Raw genomic sequence first — 18380 nt, 5'->3', positions numbered from 1 at the left:
GAACGGTGTCAGGAGAAGTTTTATCGCAAAGTGAAATTGATGCCTTGTTGGCGGCGCTATCTGCTGGAGAGATGAGCGCTGATGAATTGAAAAAAGAAGAAGCAGAGAAGAAAGTGAAAGTGTACGACTTTAAGCGAGCGTTGCGGTTTTCGAAAGACCAAATTCGCAGCTTAACGCGCATACATGAAAACTTTGCCCGCTTGCTAACGACGTTTTTTTCCGCTCAATTGCGCACATACGTGCAAATTTCAGTCGCATCGGCTGACCAATTGCCGTATGAGGAATTTATTCGCTCCATTCCGAAAATGACGATTTTAACAGTATTTGAAGTTCCACCACTTGATGGGCGCGTGCTGTTAGAAGTGAACCCAAATATCGCTTATGCGATGCTTGATCGCGTATTAGGCGGCAGAGGAATGAGCTTAAATAAAATTGAAAATTTAACGGAAATCGAAACGAAAATTATGTCGAACTTGTTTGAAAAAGCGTTTAGTAATTTACGTGAAGCATGGGAATCGGTCGCCGACATGGATCCGATGCTTACAGATTTTGAAGTAAACCCGCAATTTTTACAAATGGTATCGCCAAACGAAACGGTTGTCGTCATTTCATTAAATACGCAAATTGGTGATATTAGTGGGATGATTAATATTTGTATCCCGCACGTCGTGCTAGAACCAATCATCCCGAAATTATCCGTCCATTATTGGATGCAGACGCAAAAAAAAGAGCGCGAACCGGAAGAAGTCGCAACGTTGCAAAAACGGCTAAAACAAACGAAAGTACCGATGATTGCACAGCTCGGAACATCGACGATTTCCGTACAAGAGTTTTTGCAACTTTCTGTTGGCGATGTCATTCAATTAGATCAAACGGTTCGTGATCCATTAATCATTAAAGTAGGAGATGTGCCGAAGTTTATCGGACAGCCAGGAAAAATGAACAAACGATTAGCGGTACAAATTTTAGATGTGATAAAGGGGGAAGACGGCGATGATGAGTGACGATATGTTATCTCAAGACGAGATTGATGCGTTGTTGCGTGGGATTGATGAAGATCCGATGCCGTCTAGCACAATGTCAATTGATGACGTGTTGACACCAATCGAACAAGATGCACTTGGTGAAATAGGAAATATTTCGTTTGGTAGTTCCGCGACAGCGTTATCGATGTTATTAAATCAAAAGGTCGAAATTACGACGCCGAGCGTTTCGCTTATCGAGCGTGCGCGTGTAGCAGAAGAATTTCCGCATCCGTATGTTGCGATTCAAGTGAGCTATACGGAAGGATTTTTAGGAACGAACTTGCTTGTTATTAAACAGTCGGATGCGGCTATTATTGCGGACTTAATGATGGGAGGAGACGGAACAAACCCGCCAGCTCTCATGGATGACATTCAACTGAGCGCCGTGCAAGAGGCAATGAATCAAATGATGGGCTCGGCGGCGACATCGATGTCGACGATTTTTAGTAAAAAAGTTGACATTTCTCCGCCAAGCTTACACTTGCTTGATTTATCAGAAGGCGAAGGGTTTGAATATTTACCGCCTGACGATGTGCTCGTGAAAGTATCGTTCCGTTTAAAAGTAGGGAACTTAATTGATTCAAACATTATGCAGTTACTTCCGATTCATTTTGCGAAAGAATTAGTTGAAAATTTATTAAATCCGTCTAGTACAAATACGCAAACATCAGCTACAATAAATACGAATGAGCCACGCCAAACCGCGCCATCCGCACCAACGCAGCCAGCGCCTTCATCGGCTCAACAAACGCAAAAAGAGGCTCCTCAACATTTTGGAACAGGAGCTGTGCAGCAGCCTGTCAACGTCCAGCCTGTTGCTTTTGCAAGCTTTGAACCTGCACCGCTACCGGAAGCGGAGTCGCGCAATCTCGATATGTTGCTCGACATTCCGTTGCAAGTGACGGTAGAACTTGGACGCACGAAGCGATCGGTGCAAGATATTTTAAGCTTATCGTCAGGATCGATTATCGAGCTCGATAAACTAGCTGGTGAGCCTGTTGACATTTTAGTAAACAATAAACTCATTGCCAAAGGTGAAGTGGTAGTTATCGATGAAAATTTCGGGGTGCGTGTAACAAGCATTATTAGCCAGAGCGATCGGTTAAACAAATTACGATAATTCGGGAGGTTTTTGGAGAATGGCAAGAATTTTAATTGTTGATGATGCAGCATTTATGAGAATGATGATTAAAGATATTTTAACGAAAAACGGACACGAAGTTGTAGCGGAAGCAGCTGATGGGGCGCAGGCGGTAGAAAAATATAAAGAGTTTCGCCCGGACTTAGTGACGATGGATATTACGATGCCAGAAATGGATGGCATTACAGCGTTGAAAGAAATTAAAAAAATTGATAGCAACGCCAAAGTCATTATGTGCTCTGCAATGGGGCAACAAGCGATGGTTATCGATGCGATTCAAGCAGGAGCAAAAGATTTTATCGTGAAACCGTTCCAGGCAGATCGCGTCATTGAAGCAATTAACAAAACGCTCGGTTAGAGGTGGAATTCATTGCGCTATATCCGCATGATCATATTGTGCGCGTTCGTTGTTCTGCAAGCAGTTTCTCCTGCTTTTGCAGAACAAACGAATAGCGTGAAAGAATGTTTAGAGCATCCAGAAGCATGTAAGGAACAACAAACGAACAATGATGCGCCAAATGAAACGATTGCCCAACCGTCTCCTGTTACCGTTTGGGATTTTGTTAAACTCATTGCTGCGACGGCGTTTGTTATCTTTTTACTATATTCGCTTTTAAGATGGTTAAATAAACAAAACCGATTTTATGAGCGAAAAGGGCTCATTCAACATTTAGGTGGGACAAGTTTAGGAACGAATCGGACCATTCAAATTGTGAAAGTTGGTCGGCGTGTGTTTGTTGTCGGTGTAGGCGAGTCGATTCACTTATTAAAGGAAATTACCGATGAACAAGAAATTGAAGAGCTGCTTAAGCAACATGAAGCGCGCCTCGACTCCATGCTTGATGCGGCGGGCGTATGGAAATCGCTGCAGTCGCTTTGGCAGCGGAAAGCGAGCGAACCTCGCTTTCGTCAGCTGTTCAATCAAGAGCTACAACAGCTAGCTCATGAGCGAAAAAAAGCAATGAGCGCGTTGGAAAAAGAAAGGGATCAACATGAATGAAGTGATGCAGTTTTTTAACAATAGTGCGCCCGAAAATGTTGCTACATCTGTGAAGCTGTTATTGTTGTTAACCGTCTTGTCGATGGCGCCTGGCATTTTAATTATGGTCACATCGTTTACGCGCATCGTCATCGTTTTATCGTTTGTTAGAACAGCGCTTGGAACGCAACAAATGCCGCCAAACCAAGTGTTAATTGGGCTATCACTATTTTTAACATTTTTCATCATGGCACCGACATTTCAACAAATTAATCGCGAGGCGTTGCAGCCGTTATTCGATGAACAAATAAACTTAGAAGAAGCATATGAGCGGGCGGAAGTACCGCTGAAAGAGTTTATGAGCAAACATACGCGCCAAAAAGATTTAGCGTTATTTTTAAGCTACGCAGGGGTTGAACAGCCGAAAACGGTGCAAGATATTCCGATGTCAGCGCTCGTTCCTGCTTTTGCGATTAGCGAATTAAAAACCGCTTTTCAAATTGGCTTTATGTTATTTATCCCGTTTTTAGTTATCGATATGATTGTTGCTAGTGTGCTCATGTCGATGGGGATGATGATGTTGCCGCCGGTCATGATTTCATTGCCATTTAAAATTTTATTATTTGTTCTCGTCGATGGTTGGTATTTAGTTGTTAAATCGTTACTAGAAAGCTTTTAAAGTAGGTGGGAAATATGAGTCCCGATTTTGTCATTCAAGTTGCCGAACGTGGCGTATATATGGTGCTTATTGTATGTGGACCGCTCATGTTGCTTGCGTTGGCAGTAGGATTATTTGTTAGCATTTTGCAAGCGACGACGCAAATTCAAGAACAGACGTTAGCATTCGTTCCGAAAATTGTCGCTGTGTTGCTCGGTCTTATTTTCTTTGGCCCGTGGATGCTTTCACGCATGATTTCATATGCATACAACATTTTTAGTAACTTAAGTAAATTTGTAGGATGAAACGTATGGAGCTATATACGTATATACCGACTTTTTTACTTATTTTTGCGCGCGTCGCTTCCTTCTTTGTTACGATGCCGCTATTTTCGTATCGAAATATACCGAACGTTCATAAAATCGGTTTTGCTTTTTTCATTAGTTGGCTCATGTTTTTTTCCCTTGATCCAGAGCCATTAAATATTGACGGAACGTATATGATGCTGCTCATTAAAGAAGTGCTTGTCGGATTACTTATCGGTCTTGTTGCTTTTATGATTATGTCGGCGATTCAAATTGCAGGCGGACTCATTGATTTCCAAATGGGTTTTGCTATTGCAAACGTCATTGATCCACAAACAGGTGCCCAAAGCCCATTGATGGGGCAATATTTATATACGATCGCATTATTTTTTTTGTTAGCCGTCAATGGACATCATTTGTTGTTAGACGGTATTTTTTATAGCTATCGATTCATTCCGGTTGACCACCTCGTCCCTTTTGGGAATGGAGCCGTTGCAGAACAAGTTGTCCGTTTATTTCAAGCGATGTTTGTCATTGCGTTGCAAATGGCTATTCCGATTGTCGGGTGTTTATTTTTAGTCGATGTAGCGCTCGGCATTGTCGCTCGGACAGTTCCGCAAATGAACATTTTCGTCATCGGTTTACCTGTAAAAATTATAGTTAGTTTCGTTTTGTTTATCATTGTGTTTTCAAGCATGTTTGTTGTTACGAAACAGTTGTTCGAACTGACTTTTATGTCGATGCGCGGCATGATGAAATTACTAGGAGGCGCATAACGTGAGCTGGCTGTCGGTTGATTTACAGTTTTTCGCTGGGGAAAAGACAGAAAAAGCGACGCCGAGGAAGCGGCAAGAAGTGCGTAAAAAAGGGCAAGTGGCGAAAAGTGCTGATGCGACCGCTGCCTTTTTGATGCTCGTTGTTTTTATCGTGCTTTCTTTTTCTTCAGGCGCGTGGGGAGATGCGGTGGTACGGCTGTTTCGTCAGTCGTTTCAGCATTATTTTTTCATGGACGTTACCGTTCATTCGGTGCAGCTCATTTTCATGGATCTTCTCCAGCAGCTCGCGATGCTCGTCGGCCCGATTTTTTTAGCGGCGATCGCTGCGGCACTATTTGCAAACTTTGTACAAGTCGGCTTTTTATTTACGACGGAGCCGTTACAAATGAAACTAAGCAAACTCGATCCGATTCAAGGATTTAAACGTATATTTTCGCTGCGAGCGATCGTCGAATTATTAAAATCGATTTTAAAAGTATTGTTTGTCGGAGTTGTTACATTCTCTGTATTATGGTTGCATATCGATGATATTTTATCGTTATCGCACAAATCGATCGGTGCGATTGCGGCAACGCTCGGACGGTTAACGATTCAAATGGGCATCGCCGCTTCTGTCGCTTTATTGTTTCTTTCGATATTCGATTATTTGTATCAACGGTACGATTTTGAAAAAAATATTCGTATGTCGAAACAAGACATTAAAGACGAATATAAAAAGACAGAAGGGGATCCGCTCATTAAATCACGCATTAAACAAAAACAAAGGGAAATGGCGATGCGCCGCATGATGCAAGAAGTGCCAAAGGCAGATGTCGTCATTACCAACCCAACGCATTTTGCAGTTGCCTTAAAATATGATGAACAACAGGCAGACGCCCCGATCGTTGTCGCTAAAGGGGCGGATTACATGGCACAGAAAATAAAAGACATCGCTAAAAAGCATGATGTCATGATCGTTGAAAATCGTCCACTCGCACGTGCGCTATACGATCAAACAGATGTCGGAATGGTTATTCCAGAAGCTTTTTTTAAAGCGGTGGCGGAAATTTTAGCGTACGTCTACAAGATGAAAAACAAACTGTAAATAGGAGAGAACGTTTATGTCGGCAAGGGATTTGTCTGTATTACTTATGGTTGTATTAATTGTAGCGATGCTTATTATTCCCCTACCATCGTGGTTGCTTAGCGTCCTCATCATTTTCAATATTTCTCTTGCGCTGCTCGTTCTCTTAACGTCGATGAATATGCGCGAACCGCTCCAGTTTTCGATTTTCCCTTCGCTTCTTCTTTTACTTACGTTGTTTCGCCTCGGTTTAAACGTCTCAACAACTCGCTCGATTTTAAGCAGAGGAGAAGCTGGTGGGGTAGTCGAAACGTTTGGGACGTTTGTGATCGGCGGAAATGTTGTCGTCGGGTTTGTCGTCTTTTTAATTTTAGTCATTATTCAATTTGTCGTCATTACAAAAGGGGCAGAGCGTGTATCGGAAGTAGCAGCGCGCTTTACGCTTGATGCTATGCCGGGAAAGCAAATGAGCATTGATGCGGACTTAAATGCCGGAATCATTTCCGAGCAGCAAGCGAGAGAAAGGCGCGAAAAAATTGCTCAAGAAGCTGATTTTTATGGCGCGATGGACGGAGCGAGCAAGTTCGTCAAAGGTGATGCGATCGCAGGCATTATTATCGTTCTTATCAACATGTTGTTTGGTATCGTTATCGGAATGGTGCAACAAGGTATGGATATTGGTGAAGCAGCTAGACGATATACATTATTAACGGTTGGAGATGGAATTGTTAGCCAAATCCCGGCGTTATTAATTTCTACTGCGACAGGTATTGTCGTTACGCGTGCCGCCTCGGATGATAATTTAGGCGCCGATATTATGCGCCAGTTGTTTGCTTATCCGAAAATGTTATATGTCACAGCGGGAACGATTTTTTTACTTGGATTGTTGACGCCGATTCATGACTTGTTAACCGTTCCGATCGCGGCATTGCTCGCGTTTGGGGCATATCAATTATCGAAGCAGGCTCATGTGCCGGAGGCGGTACCGGAAGAAACAGAAGAAGAACGAGAGATGGATCAAATGAAAAGTCCAGAAAGCGTTGTAAGTTTGCTAAGTGTTGACCCAATTGAATTTGAGTTCGGTTATGGGCTTATTCCGCTCGCCGATGCCAATCAAGGCGGGGATTTATTAGATCGTATCGTGATGATACGTCGTCAATTAGCTTTAGAGCTTGGTATAGTTATTCCAGTTGTGCGCATTCGTGACAATATTCAACTGCAACCGAATGAATATCGCTTAAAAATTAAAGGAAACGAAGTGGCACGTGGTGAGTTGTTGCTTGATCATTATTTAGCGATGAGCCCCGGCATTGACGATGATGCAATTGAAGGAATTGATACAATTGAGCCGGCGTTCGGTTTACCAGCAAAATGGATTTCTGAAGATATGAAGGAGCGGGCTGAAATGTTCGGATATACAGTCGTTGACCCGCCATCTGTCGTATCGACGCATATTACGGAGCTATTAAAAGCGCACGCACACGAGTTGCTCGGCCGTCAAGAAACGAAGCAGCTGATCGATCATGTGAAAGAATCATATCCAATTTTAGTGGAAGAAGTAACGCCGAATCCGCTGTCGGTTGGTGACATTCAAAAAGTACTTGCCAATTTATTACGTGAAAAAGTGTCCATTCGCAACTTGCCAATCATTTTTGAAACGCTTGCCGATTTTGGGCGAATGACGACAGATCCAGATCTTTTAACGGAGTACGTTCGTCAAGCACTCGCTCGCCAAATTACGAGCCAATATGTTGTTGAAGGGCAGCCGTTGCGCGTCATTACATTATCAGGGAAAGTTGAAAAAATGATTGCCGAAGGTGTGCAACAAACGGAGCATGGTAATTATTTAGCGCTAGATCCGGTCGTTTCTCAAGCTATAATCGAAGCGATTGCCATGCAAATCGAACAATTTCCGTTTCAAGATCAATCGCCAATTTTGCTTTGCTCACCTGCTGTGCGCATGTATGTGAGACAACTAACCGAGCGGTATTTCCGCCACGTTCCGGTGTTGTCGTATAATGAACTTGAAGCAAACGTGGAAGTTCAAAGTGTTGGGGTGGTGAATGTCGAATGAAAGTGAAAAAGTTTGTTGCTTCATCGATGCCAGAAGCGATGAAAATGATTCGAGCGGAACTTGGAAATGATGCGGTCATTTTAAATTCGAAAGTCGTTCATAAAAAAGGCTTTCTTGGGCTGTTTTCGCGAAAAAATATTGAGGTCATTGCTGCCATTGACCCAAAACCAACCACTCCGCCTGTGCAACAAATAAAAGAAAAACGAAAAGAACGAATCGAACCGTTGCGTGATGAGCAACTATTAAAAGAAATTCAGCAATTAAAAGCGACGATCCATCAATTGTCGCAAGGAGGGGGAATGGAGCATTATCCGTCCCCTCTAAAAGCCATTGATGCGCATTTAATCGACCAAGAAATAAGCGATGATGTGCGTGCGATGTTCATGTCTACGTTGTTGCAACGATGGTATACGTCTGGGGCGAACGCTTCAGACGAAGTGAAACAGTGGCTTTATGACGACATCGTTCAAACATTATCTTCCTTGTCATTTGGTGGGATTTCATTTCAAAAAAAATATATTAACGTCGTCGGGCCGACAGGGGTTGGCAAAACGACGACGCTTGCCAAAATGGCAGCTGATTGCGTCATTAAACATCGTAAAAAGGTAGCGTTTATTACGACAGATACGTATCGCATTGCTGCGATTGACCAGTTGAAAACGTACGCAAAAATTTTACATGTACCACTTGAAGTATGTTACAATCTAGACGATTTTCGTCAAGCGAAAGAGAAGCTCGCGTCATACGATATCGTTTTTATTGATACTGCGGGACGGAACTTTCGCAATGCTCAATATGTGAATGATTTGAAAGAAATGATTGATTTTAACGAGGAAATGGAAACATTTCTCGTCCTATCGTTAACGGCAAAATGGCGAGATATGAAAGACATTTACGATCAGTTTTCAATTATTCCTATTCATAAGTTTATTTTTACAAAAGTCGATGAAACGAGCCGACATGGCGCGATGATAAACATGATGATCCAATGTGGCATCGGGGCGGCGTATGTGACGCACGGACAAAACGTACCCGACGATATTGTTGAGGCTACTCCACAGCTTGTTGCAAATATGATTACCGGGGTCGAGCAACGATGATGAGAGATCAAGCTGAAAGCTTACGTTTACGCGTGAAAAAAATGCAACATAAAACAGAAACGAAAGCAATTGCTGTATTAAGCGGCAAAGGTGGCGTTGGAAAATCGAACGTGTCATTAAACTTTTCTTTAGCACTACGCCAACGCGGAAAAAACGTATTATTGTTTGATATGGATATCGGTATGGGAAATATCGATATTTTGCTTGGACAAACATCATCCCACACGATTATCGATATTTTTCGTCCTAACGTAACGATTCATGATATTATAAAAACAGGACCAGAAAACTTGTCGTTTATCGCTGGCGGAACGGGATTGACGGACATTTTTCACATGGATGAACAGAAAGTACAATATTTCATTGAACAACTACAACTTGTTTCCGAGCAGTATGATTACATCATTTTCGATATGGGGGCAGGCATGTCCGAAGATCGCCTTCAGTTATTGAAGGCAGTTGACGATATTTTCATCGTGACGACGCCTGAACCAACAGCGTTAACAGATGCGTATGCGACGATGAAATACATTCATTTAGCAGACCATCAACTTCCGATTTATGTGTTAGTCAATCGCGCCCGTTCCGACAAAGAAGGAACAGAGACGTTGCAACGTCTAAAGCAAGTAGCGAAACGTTTTTTAGGAAAAGAACTGCACGCTTTAGGGTACGTACCTGAAGATCGCACGGTAAGCAATGCCGTTATTCGTCAAACGCCTTTTCTTATATTTGATCCGAGTGCGAAAGCAAGCAAGGCGGTCATACAAATGACTGAACGCTATTTGGCGAATGAAGAGCATGAAGGGCAAACGAAACGTCCATTTCACTTTTTTGCGAAGTTGCGTCAATACTTTTTAGAAAGGTAGGTTATCATCGCTGTGAATAAAGCAAAAGTGCTCGTCGTTGATGACTCTGCTTTTATGCGAAAATTGATTAGCGACTTTTTGTCACAGCATCCGCGTTTGACCGTTGTTGGCACAGCGCGCGATGGGCAAGAAGCGTTGCAAAAAATTGAGCAGCTCCAACCGGATGTCGTGACGTTAGACGTTGAGATGCCCGTCATGAACGGGCTTGAGACGTTAAAGCATATTATGCAAAAACATCCGCTTCCTGTCGTTATGATTTCAAGCACAACGAAGGAAGGGGCAGAAAATACTATTTTAGCGCTGCAATACGGTGCGGTTGATTTTATCGCTAAGCCATCGGGTGCCATTTCGCTAGATTTATATAAAATTAAAGATAAAATGATCGAAAAAGTGCTTTTAGCAAGCGAAGCGAATTTGCGAACAGTCAAAACAAAGCAAAAAATGTCTATGTTACCACAAAAACAATATAGTAAAATAGAGGTAAGCGAACGACAAAGCGTGGGCGGAACGAAAAAAGTGATTGCCATTGGCACATCGACAGGTGGACCACGCGCTCTCCAACATGTGCTAACGAAATTTCCGGCAACGATTGATGCGCCGATTTTAGTCGTTCAACATATGCCAAAAGGGTTTACAAAATCGTTGGCCACCCGTCTGGACTCGTTAAGTCATATTCGCGTCAAAGAAGCGGAAGATGGCGAGATCATCCAAAAAGGCACGGCGTATATTGCGCCAGGAGGAAAACATTTATATGTGAAACGTGTTGGCACATCGCTTGCGATTCATCTCGATGAAGCAGCGCCGCGCAATGGACATCGTCCTTCCGTTGACGTGATGTTCGAGTCGTTAAGTGCGTTAACGGACTACGAAAAAATTGCTGTTATTATGACAGGCATGGGGGCAGATGGCACAGCAGGGCTGAAACAGCTAAAAGCGTCTGGAAAGACATTCGTCATCGCAGAGTCCGCCGAATCTTCCGTCGTATTCGGTATGCCGAAATCAGCCATTGCTGCAAACGTTGTTGATGAAATCGTTCACGTTGATGACATTGCTGAAGCGGTAATGAAGCACGTAAAAGTTTGAGGGGGATAGGAACAATGGACATGAGTCAATACCTCGAAGTGTTTATTGATGAAAGTAGAGAACATTTACAAACGATTAACGAACAATTGTTAGAACTTGAAAAAAATCCAGATGATGTGTCGATCGTCAATGAAATTTTTCGTTCTGCGCATACGTTAAAAGGAATGTCAGCAACGATGGGTTTTGAAGACTTGGCGAATTTGACTCATCAAATGGAAAATGTGCTTGATGCGATCCGTAACGGAAAAATTGTTGTGACACCTGAATTGCTTGATGTCATTTTTCGCGCTGTCGATGATTTAGAAGCGATGGTCGTTTCTATTTCTGAAGGCGGAGATGGGAAGCGTGATGTTACAAATGTTGTCGCCCAGCTAAAGCAAATCGAAAAAGGGGAAGTGGTCGCCGCTCCACAAAAACCAGCTCCAACACATGAACAAACGTATGATGAATTTGAATATACTATTTTAAAACAATCAGTTGAGCAAGGATTTCATAGTTATGAAGTAACTGTAAAATTGCGCTCCGACTGCTTATTAAAAGCAGCGCGTGTGTTTATGATTTTTGAAGTGATTGAACAAATTGGAGAAGTCATTAAATCCGTTCCGACCGTTGAGATGCTAGAAGCAGAACAGTTCGATGATCAATTTGTTGTCACAGTTGTGACAAAAGTATTAGAAGACGAGTTACAAAAGCGAATCATGAAAGTGTCGGAAGTGGAGCAAGTCATTGTTCAACGAGTGAACTTACATCGATCTACGGAAGAAGAAAAAACGACGGAAACAAAACACGAACAAAAAGAAGAGCAACAAGCAGTAGAGCAAGCCGTCGAGAAAAAGCAAGAAGGACAAGAAGAAAAAGCAACTGGAAAACAAGTAAGCAACAAGACGATTCGCGTCAACATTGAACGTTTAGACGTACTAATGAACTTATTTGAAGAGCTTGTGATTGATCGCGGACGATTGGAGCAAATTTCGCGCGAACTGAACAATCCTGAATTGCATGAGACGGTCGAGCGGATGTCACGCATTTCGGGAGATTTACAAAACATTATTTTAAATATGCGCATGGTACCGGTCGAAACGGTATTTAACCGCTTTCCGCGCATGGTACGGCAATTAGCTCGCGATTTAGGAAAGAAAATTAATCTTGAAATTATTGGAGCAGAAACGGAGCTTGATCGCACAGTCATTGACGAAATTGGTGATCCGCTCGTTCACTTGTTGCGCAACGCCATCGATCACGGCATTGAAACGCCAGATGTGCGTCGGGCGAAAGGAAAACCGGAAGAAGGAACAGTAAAGTTAAAAGCGTATCATAGCGGAAACCATGTGTTTATTGAAATTGAAGATGACGGTGCAGGCATTAGCCGCGAAAAAGTGTTAAAGAAGGCGATAAGTAAAGGCATCGTCTCTGAACAAAATGCGGCGAACTTAACAGATAAACAAGTGTATGAACTTATTTTTGCGTCAGGATTTTCAACGGCAGATAAAGTATCTGATATTTCCGGACGCGGTGTCGGATTAGACGTTGTAAAAAGTACGATCGAATCGCTTGGTGGATCGGTATCGATTGATTCAGAAGAAGGAGCTGGGTCTGTCTTTTCCATTCAGCTGCCGCTCACACTGTCCATTATTTCTGTCATGCTAGTAGAAATTCAAAAGGAAAAATATGCCATTCCGCTGTCATCGATTATTGAAACAGCGATTGTGAAAAAAGAAGATATTTTACATGCCCATAATCAAAAAGTTATCGATTTCCGTGGAAAAGTCGTTCCGCTTTTATTCTTAAAAGATATTTTTGACGTGCCAGTCTCCAAAGAGGAAGAAGACTTTTTATCTGTTGTTATTGTACGTAAAGGTGAGAAAATGGCAGGGCTTGTCGTTGACTCGTTCATCGGTCAACAAGAAGTAGTGTTAAAATCGCTTGGCAACTACTTAACGTCCGTGTTTGCCATTTCGGGGGCGACGATTTTAGGTGACGGACAAGTCGCACTCATTATTGATTGCAACGCATTAATTAAGTAGGGACAAGCGAGAGGGGGATTTGATGTGGCTGAGCTGAAAGTGATTGTATTCCAATTAAAAGATGAAGAATACGCCATTCCGGTTCAACAAGTACGTTCGATTGAAAAAATTCAACATATTACGCGTGTACCTCGCGTTCCGAAGTATGTGAAAGGTGTAATTAATTTGCGTGGGGTTGTTACCCCTATTATCGACTTGCGTATGCGTTTTGGCTTAGAGGAAGCGGAGTTTTCTGACCATACGCGCGTCATTATCGTCGCAATTGATGATGTTGAAGTGGGTTTGATTGTTGATGCGGCGAATGATGTCGTTGATATTGACACAGAAGCGATCGAACCGCCGCCGGAAGTAGTCGATGCAGCAACAGCAGACTATATTAATGGCGTCGTAAAAATCGGAAAACGTTTATTTATTTTATTAAACTTAGAAAAAGTATTAAAAACAGAGAAAGGATAATTTGTCCATGTCATATTTTGAACGGATGGATACCGTCCATATGGACATACTAAAAGAGATTGGAAATATCGGAGCGGGTCATGCAGCAACAGCGTTATCGAAGTTGCTAAATAAAAGAATAGAAATGACGATTCCTGATGTGCGTATCATTTCATTTGATGAAATGATGGACATTGTCGGGGGAGCTGATAATGTCGTTGCTGCCGTCTTTTTACGCATTGAAGGGGATGCTCCCGGCAACATGTTTTTCGTGTTATCGCTTGAACAAGCGGAACGGTTCATTCAGCAAATGATTGGTGATGAACAATTTCAACTTGAACAAGATTGTTCGGAATTGTCGCTCTCTGCTTTGCAGGAGCTTGGCAACATTTTAGCTGGTTCATATTTATCTTCTTTATCCGATTTTACGAACTTAAATTTATATCCATCTGTTCCGGCGCTTAGCATTGATATGATCGGAGCGATTTTAAGTTACGGTTTAATTGAAATGTCGCGCGTCGGCGATCATGTCATTGTCGTAGATACAGCGATTCATGAGGAGCATCAGCCGAATGATCGTGTAAATGGCCACTTTTTCTTACTTCCTGACCCTGAATCGTTTCATACTATCTTTCGCGCTTTAGGTGTGGAACATGATGAGTGAAATTGTTCACGTCGTTAAAGTCGGAATTGCTGACATGAATGTGGTGAAAGCGCCACATGTCATTCGTACATGCGGACTTGGCTCATGCGTTGGCGTGGTCGTATACGATGTAGCAAAAGAAGTGGCAGGGATGGCGCATATCATGTTGCCAGACTCATCGTTAGCAAAATCCGAACAAATGAATGTAGCGAAATATGCTGATACCGCGATTGAAGAGTTAATACGCCGCGTCATCGGGGCAGGAGGAAGAAACGGTCATTTAAAAGCAAAAATGGCTGGTGGTGCGCAAATGTTTCAATTTCGAACAGGAACGACAGATATGATGCGTATTGGACCGCGCAACGTTGAAGCCGTCCGCGAACAGCTTCAACGCTTCCGCATCCCGATCGTCGCTGAAGACGTCGGAGGAAGTAGTGGTCGGACGATTGAATTTCATCCGAAAACAGGCATATTGCTCATTCGAACAGTAAATCAAGGGGTACGGGAAATGTAATGGCTAGTACATGGAAGTTTAACGTTGTTTTCGCCTTATTCGGCTGTATGATCGCTTTTTTTTCCTCGTTGTTGCAAAATAGTATATGGACGTCTATGATACGCGCCTTTCTCGCATTTGCTATTTTCTTTGTTTTTGCTTTTGTCATTCGCTGGATGGTCGCCTTTATTCAAAAAGATGAATCCACTCCAGACGTTTCACGGACGGAACGAAATGATGAACATGTAGAGCAAATGATTGAAGGTTTGAGCGAAGAAGAGCAACAAAAAGTCGCGCAATATATTCGTCAACTGTTAAGGCAAGAGGAAAAATAATTTCCTAGGGGGGATGATATGATTGAACAATGTTGGCAAAAGTGGATAGACGCTCGCGATCGGGAAGCGGGCGATCAACTCATTGAAAAATATATGCCACTTGTCGATTATCACGTCCAACGTATCGCTTCATCCCTTCCGAAAAGCGTGAGGAAAGAAGAACTGAAAAGCTTAGCTTTATTCGGCTTGTACGATGCGCTCGAAAAATTTGATCCGTCACGCGATTTAAAATTCGATACGTACGCGTCATTCCGCATTCGCGGAGCGATTTTAGATGGATTGCGGAAAGAAGATTGGCTTCCGCGCAGCGTGCGAGAAAAGGCAAAAAAAATTGAAGCAACGATCGAACAGCTGCAACAAACGTACATGCGCGAAATAAGTGCTAAAGAAGTCGCTGAAGCATTAAACATGTCAGAAGATGAAGTGTATGCTGTCATGAGCGAACAATTTTTCGCTCACATCTTATCGCTTGATGAACGGCCGTTTGATGATGATGACGACCAAACGTCGTTTACCATTCGTGACGATCAATCGCTATCCCCTGAAGAATATGTGTTGCGCGAAGAACAAATTGCCCAATTAGCCGATGTCATTCAACAGTTAAATGAAAAAGAACAATTGGTCGTTAGTTTGTTTTACAAAGAAGAATTGACGTTCACAGAAATCGGGCATGTTATGGGACTGTCAACGTCGCGTATTTCCCAAATTCATGCTAAAGCATTATTTAAAATGCGCAAATTGATTGAGCAAGCTATGTAATGATGGCAGTCCTTCATCAATTTTATGAAGGAAGTGAAAAATATGAGCTTTAAATTAGTTGAGTTACAAGTCGCGTTGCCGAAAACGCACGAGCTCGGAAAATGGCAAGAACATATGCAACAGTACGGACAGCTTGCTCAACAACAGCTTGCAGCAGAGATGAAAAAACAAGATGAGCGCATTCGGCAACAAGTGACGAAAGCCGAACGAAGCGAACAAACAAAATGGAAAAAACATGCTAAAAAAAGAGAGAAGAGCAAACACCCTTACAAAGGGACACACATTGACTTCATCGGATAAGAGGGATGCTATGACGACGTTTTTATGGATGATTAGCTTCGTTTTGCACGGCATTTCGCTCTTTCTCATTATTCTTTTATCGTTAAAGTGGATGAAGGTGAAAGAGGCAGAAAAGGAGCAAGCGGAATGGCTTCGCGAAATGGAAACGATGATGACGACATATTTAATGCAATTTAAAGAAGAGAACGAGCGGTTTGTTAAACAAATTACATCCTCGCCTGTTCGTCAAAAGAAAAAAGAAGCGCCTCCTTTGCTTCCAGTCGAGCAAGTGATCGATCAAGTCGAATTGTCGACTGCGAAACCAAACGGGGAGCAATCGCTTGAATCGCTCGTTTCGGAAGCGTTAAAGCTTCAACAACAAGGAAAAACGATTGACGAAATAGCGAAAACATTAAAACGCGGCAAGACGGAAATGGAGCTTTTGCTTAAATTTCACCAAAAGTAGTTGAATGTGTTTTTTAATTGTGATATAGTTCTACTTGGTGTGAATACACACGCTCATCGATTTAAGCAACGGTGCTGCTTTGCAGTCTTGCTTAAAAATGACATGAGCGGAGGAAAAAACCATGTAGGAGGATGAAAGATGTCTGTTATTTCAATGAAACAGTTGCTTGAAGCAGGGGTTCACTTCGGGCACCAAACACGTCGCTGGAACCCAAAAATGAAAAAATACATTTTCACTGAGCGCAATGGTATTTATATCATTGACTTGCAAAAAACAGTGAAAAAAGTAGAAGAAGCGTACAACTTCGTTAAAGAACTTGCAGCAAATGGCGGCACGATCTTATTTGTTGGTACGAAAAAACAAGCACAAGATTCTGTAAAAGAAGAAGCAGAACGTTCTGGCATGTTCTACGTCAACCAACGTTGGTTAGGTGGAACGTTAACAAACTTTGCAACGATTCAAAAACGTATTAAACGTTTAAAAGAAATCGAAAGAATGGCTGAAGATGGCACATTCGACGTATTGCCTAAAAAAGAAGTGGTAAAACTAAAGAAAGAATTAGAGCGTCTTGAAAAGTTTTTAGGCGGTATTAAAGAAATGAAAGAATTGCCAGACGCGTTGTTTGTTATCGACCCACGTAAAGAGCGCATTGCCGTTGCAGAAGCTCGCAAATTAAACATTCCGATCATCGGAATCGTGGATACAAACTGTGATCCAGACGAAATCGACTACGTCATTCCTGCAAACGACGATGCGATTCGTGCTGTGAAACTTCTTACATCTAAAATTGCCGATGCGATTTTAGAAGCAAAGCAAGGCGAAGAAGCCGTTGTCACAGCTGAGTAAGCATGTGAAAGGTGATAAGAGGGGAAGCCTTTTATCACCTTTTTTTAAGAAAATCGGGCATGCTACATTTACAAGCTGTACATACGATTTTGCACATAAAAAAGGAGGATGTTGAACATGGCAATTACTGCTCAAATGGTAAAAGAGTTGCGCGAAAAAACAGGCGCAGGGATGATGGACTGCAAAAAGGCGTTAACAGAAACAAACGGAGATATGGAAAAAGCGATTGACTGGCTTCGTGAAAAAGGAATGGCGAAAGCTGCGAAAAAAGCCGATCGCATCGCAGCGGAAGGAACAACGTTAATTGAGGTTGACGGTAATATAGCAGTCATTTTAGAAGTAAACTCTGAAACAGACTTCGTTGCGAAAAACGAAGGATTTAAAACGTTAGTTAAAGAGTTAGCAGCACATTTATTAAAACATAAGCCTGCAACAGTAGAAGAAGCGCTACAACAAAAAATGGACAACGGTGCAACAGTGGAAGAGCACATTAACGCAGCGATTGCTAAAATTGGTGAGAAAATTACGTTACGTCGTTTTGCTGTTGTAGAAAAAGATGATAACGCTGCATTCGGTGCATACTTGCACATGGGAGGCCGCATCGGCGTATTAACTGTATTAGAAGGTACAACAAACAGCGACGTGGCAAAAGATGTAGCGATGCACATTGCAGCAATTAATCCAAAATACGTTTCTCGCGATGAAGTATCTGCGGATGAAATTGCACGTGAGCGTGAAGTGTTAAAACAACAAGCATTAAACGAAGGCAAACCAGAAAACATCGTTGAAAAAATGGTTGAAGGCCGTTTAGGCAAATTCTTTGAGGATATTTGCTTGCTTGAGCAAAGCTTTGTCAAAAATCCAGATGTGAAAGTGCGTCAATTTGTAGAATCAAATGGCGCAACGGTGAAAAGCTTCATCCGTTACGAAGTAGGCGAAGGAATTGAAAAACGTCAAGATAACTTCGCTGAAGAAGTTATGAGCCAAGTTCGTAAGTAAGGAAGCAAATAGGGAACACATACGTGTTCCC

General features: G+C 42.3%; 22 protein-coding genes. All 22 read left to right on the top strand.

The genetic code is table 11. From position 1 onward, the window contains the following. Positions 1–5 precede the first annotated feature (5 nt). The 22 genes from fliM to tsf all read left to right on the top strand — a co-directional run bounded on the left by fliM (position 6) and on the right by tsf (position 18349). On the top strand, positions 6–1004 hold the full coding sequence (fliM, locus tag V7Z64_RS00215; RefSeq protein ID WP_219985336.1) for a flagellar motor switch protein FliM: 999 nt from the start codon (positions 6–8) through the stop codon (positions 1002–1004). Then, positions 994–2145, top strand: coding sequence for a flagellar motor switch phosphatase FliY (fliY, locus tag V7Z64_RS00210; RefSeq protein ID WP_003394874.1), 1152 nt, complete (start codon positions 994–996; stop codon positions 2143–2145). Before fliM ends, fliY begins: the two co-directional genes overlap by 11 nt. Positions 2146–2164: 19 nt before the next feature. Next, entirely contained in the window at positions 2165–2524 is a 360-nt protein-coding gene (locus tag V7Z64_RS00205; RefSeq protein ID WP_003394872.1) for a response regulator, read from the top strand. A 12-nt stretch (positions 2525–2536) separates the two neighbouring features. Then, positions 2537–3166 (top strand): flagella biosynthesis regulatory protein FliZ, encoded by a 630-nt coding sequence (gene fliZ, locus V7Z64_RS00200; protein WP_297989834.1) that lies wholly within the window; start codon positions 2537–2539, stop codon positions 3164–3166. Next, positions 3159–3824 (top strand): flagellar type III secretion system pore protein FliP, encoded by a 666-nt coding sequence (gene fliP / locus V7Z64_RS00195; RefSeq protein ID WP_297989832.1) that lies wholly within the window; start codon positions 3159–3161, stop codon positions 3822–3824. The genes fliZ and fliP overlap by 8 nt, the downstream gene beginning before the upstream one ends. 14 nt (positions 3825–3838) lie before the next feature. Then, entirely contained in the window at positions 3839–4108 is a 270-nt protein-coding gene (fliQ, locus tag V7Z64_RS00190) for a flagellar biosynthesis protein FliQ (RefSeq protein ID WP_003394866.1), read from the top strand. Next, positions 4105–4884, top strand: coding sequence for a flagellar biosynthetic protein FliR (fliR, locus tag V7Z64_RS00185; protein WP_219985337.1), 780 nt, complete (start codon positions 4105–4107; stop codon positions 4882–4884). The genes fliQ and fliR overlap by 4 nt, the downstream gene beginning before the upstream one ends. A gap of 1 nt (position 4885) precedes the next feature. Continuing rightward, the gene (gene flhB, locus V7Z64_RS00180) at positions 4886–5968 is read left to right on the top strand and encodes a flagellar biosynthesis protein FlhB (RefSeq protein ID WP_297989828.1); all 1083 of its coding nucleotides are present in this window, start codon (positions 4886–4888) and stop codon (positions 5966–5968) included. 16 nt (positions 5969–5984) lie between these two features. Further along, positions 5985–8021, top strand: a complete 2037-nt coding sequence (gene flhA, locus V7Z64_RS00175) for a flagellar biosynthesis protein FlhA (RefSeq protein ID WP_297989826.1) — start codon at positions 5985–5987, stop codon at positions 8019–8021. Continuing rightward, on the top strand, positions 8018–9121 hold the full coding sequence (gene flhF, locus V7Z64_RS00170; RefSeq protein WP_297989823.1) for a flagellar biosynthesis protein FlhF: 1104 nt from the start codon (positions 8018–8020) through the stop codon (positions 9119–9121). The genes flhA and flhF overlap by 4 nt, the downstream gene beginning before the upstream one ends. Continuing rightward, positions 9118–9987 carry a MinD/ParA family protein gene (locus tag V7Z64_RS00165; protein ID WP_297989821.1) on the top strand — a complete coding sequence of 290 codons (870 nt, stop codon included), beginning with the start codon at positions 9118–9120 and terminating at the stop codon, positions 9985–9987. The genes flhF and V7Z64_RS00165 overlap by 4 nt, the downstream gene beginning before the upstream one ends. Positions 9988–9999: 12 nt before the next feature. Continuing rightward, entirely contained in the window at positions 10000–11070 is a 1071-nt protein-coding gene (locus V7Z64_RS00160) for a protein-glutamate methylesterase/protein-glutamine glutaminase (protein WP_297989818.1), read from the top strand. Positions 11071–11084: 14 nt separating this feature from the next. Next, complete coding sequence (locus V7Z64_RS00155) at positions 11085–13094, top strand: chemotaxis protein CheA (RefSeq protein WP_297989817.1); 2010 nt, start codon at positions 11085–11087, stop codon at positions 13092–13094. 24 nt (positions 13095–13118) lie between these two features. Then, positions 13119–13550 carry a chemotaxis protein CheW gene (locus V7Z64_RS00150; protein ID WP_297989815.1) on the top strand — a complete coding sequence of 144 codons (432 nt, stop codon included), beginning with the start codon at positions 13119–13121 and terminating at the stop codon, positions 13548–13550. A 7-nt stretch (positions 13551–13557) separates the two neighbouring features. After that, positions 13558–14193 (top strand): chemotaxis protein CheC, encoded by a 636-nt coding sequence (locus tag V7Z64_RS00145; protein WP_297989813.1) that lies wholly within the window; start codon positions 13558–13560, stop codon positions 14191–14193. After that, positions 14186–14686: a chemotaxis protein CheD gene (locus tag V7Z64_RS00140; RefSeq protein WP_297989811.1), complete on the top strand. Its 501-nt coding sequence runs from the start codon at positions 14186–14188 to the stop codon at positions 14684–14686. Before V7Z64_RS00145 ends, V7Z64_RS00140 begins: the two co-directional genes overlap by 8 nt. Then, on the top strand, positions 14686–15000 hold the full coding sequence (locus V7Z64_RS00135) for a hypothetical protein (RefSeq protein ID WP_297989809.1): 315 nt from the start codon (positions 14686–14688) through the stop codon (positions 14998–15000). Before V7Z64_RS00140 ends, V7Z64_RS00135 begins: the two co-directional genes overlap by 1 nt. A gap of 18 nt (positions 15001–15018) precedes the next feature. Further along, positions 15019–15759 carry a FliA/WhiG family RNA polymerase sigma factor gene (locus V7Z64_RS00130; RefSeq protein WP_297989807.1) on the top strand — a complete coding sequence of 247 codons (741 nt, stop codon included), beginning with the start codon at positions 15019–15021 and terminating at the stop codon, positions 15757–15759. A 42-nt stretch (positions 15760–15801) separates the two neighbouring features. Then, positions 15802–16059, top strand: coding sequence for a hypothetical protein (locus tag V7Z64_RS00125; protein WP_297989805.1), 258 nt, complete (start codon positions 15802–15804; stop codon positions 16057–16059). A gap of 10 nt (positions 16060–16069) precedes the next feature. Next, positions 16070–16504 (top strand): DUF6115 domain-containing protein, encoded by a 435-nt coding sequence (locus V7Z64_RS00120; protein WP_297989803.1) that lies wholly within the window; start codon positions 16070–16072, stop codon positions 16502–16504. A 138-nt stretch (positions 16505–16642) separates the two neighbouring features. Next, the gene (gene rpsB, locus V7Z64_RS00115; protein ID WP_003394841.1) at positions 16643–17350 is read left to right on the top strand and encodes a 30S ribosomal protein S2; all 708 of its coding nucleotides are present in this window, start codon (positions 16643–16645) and stop codon (positions 17348–17350) included. A gap of 117 nt (positions 17351–17467) precedes the next feature. Continuing rightward, positions 17468–18349, top strand: a complete 882-nt coding sequence (gene tsf, locus V7Z64_RS00110; protein ID WP_297989800.1) for a translation elongation factor Ts — start codon at positions 17468–17470, stop codon at positions 18347–18349. Positions 18350–18380 lie beyond the last annotated feature (31 nt).

The organism is Anoxybacillus sp. (genome assembly GCF_036834105.1).
Taxonomy (GTDB): Bacteria; Bacillota; Bacilli; order Bacillales; family Anoxybacillaceae; genus Anoxybacillus.
Note: the sequence above shows the minus strand (reverse complement) of the source record. Positions and strands in the feature narration are given on the sequence as shown.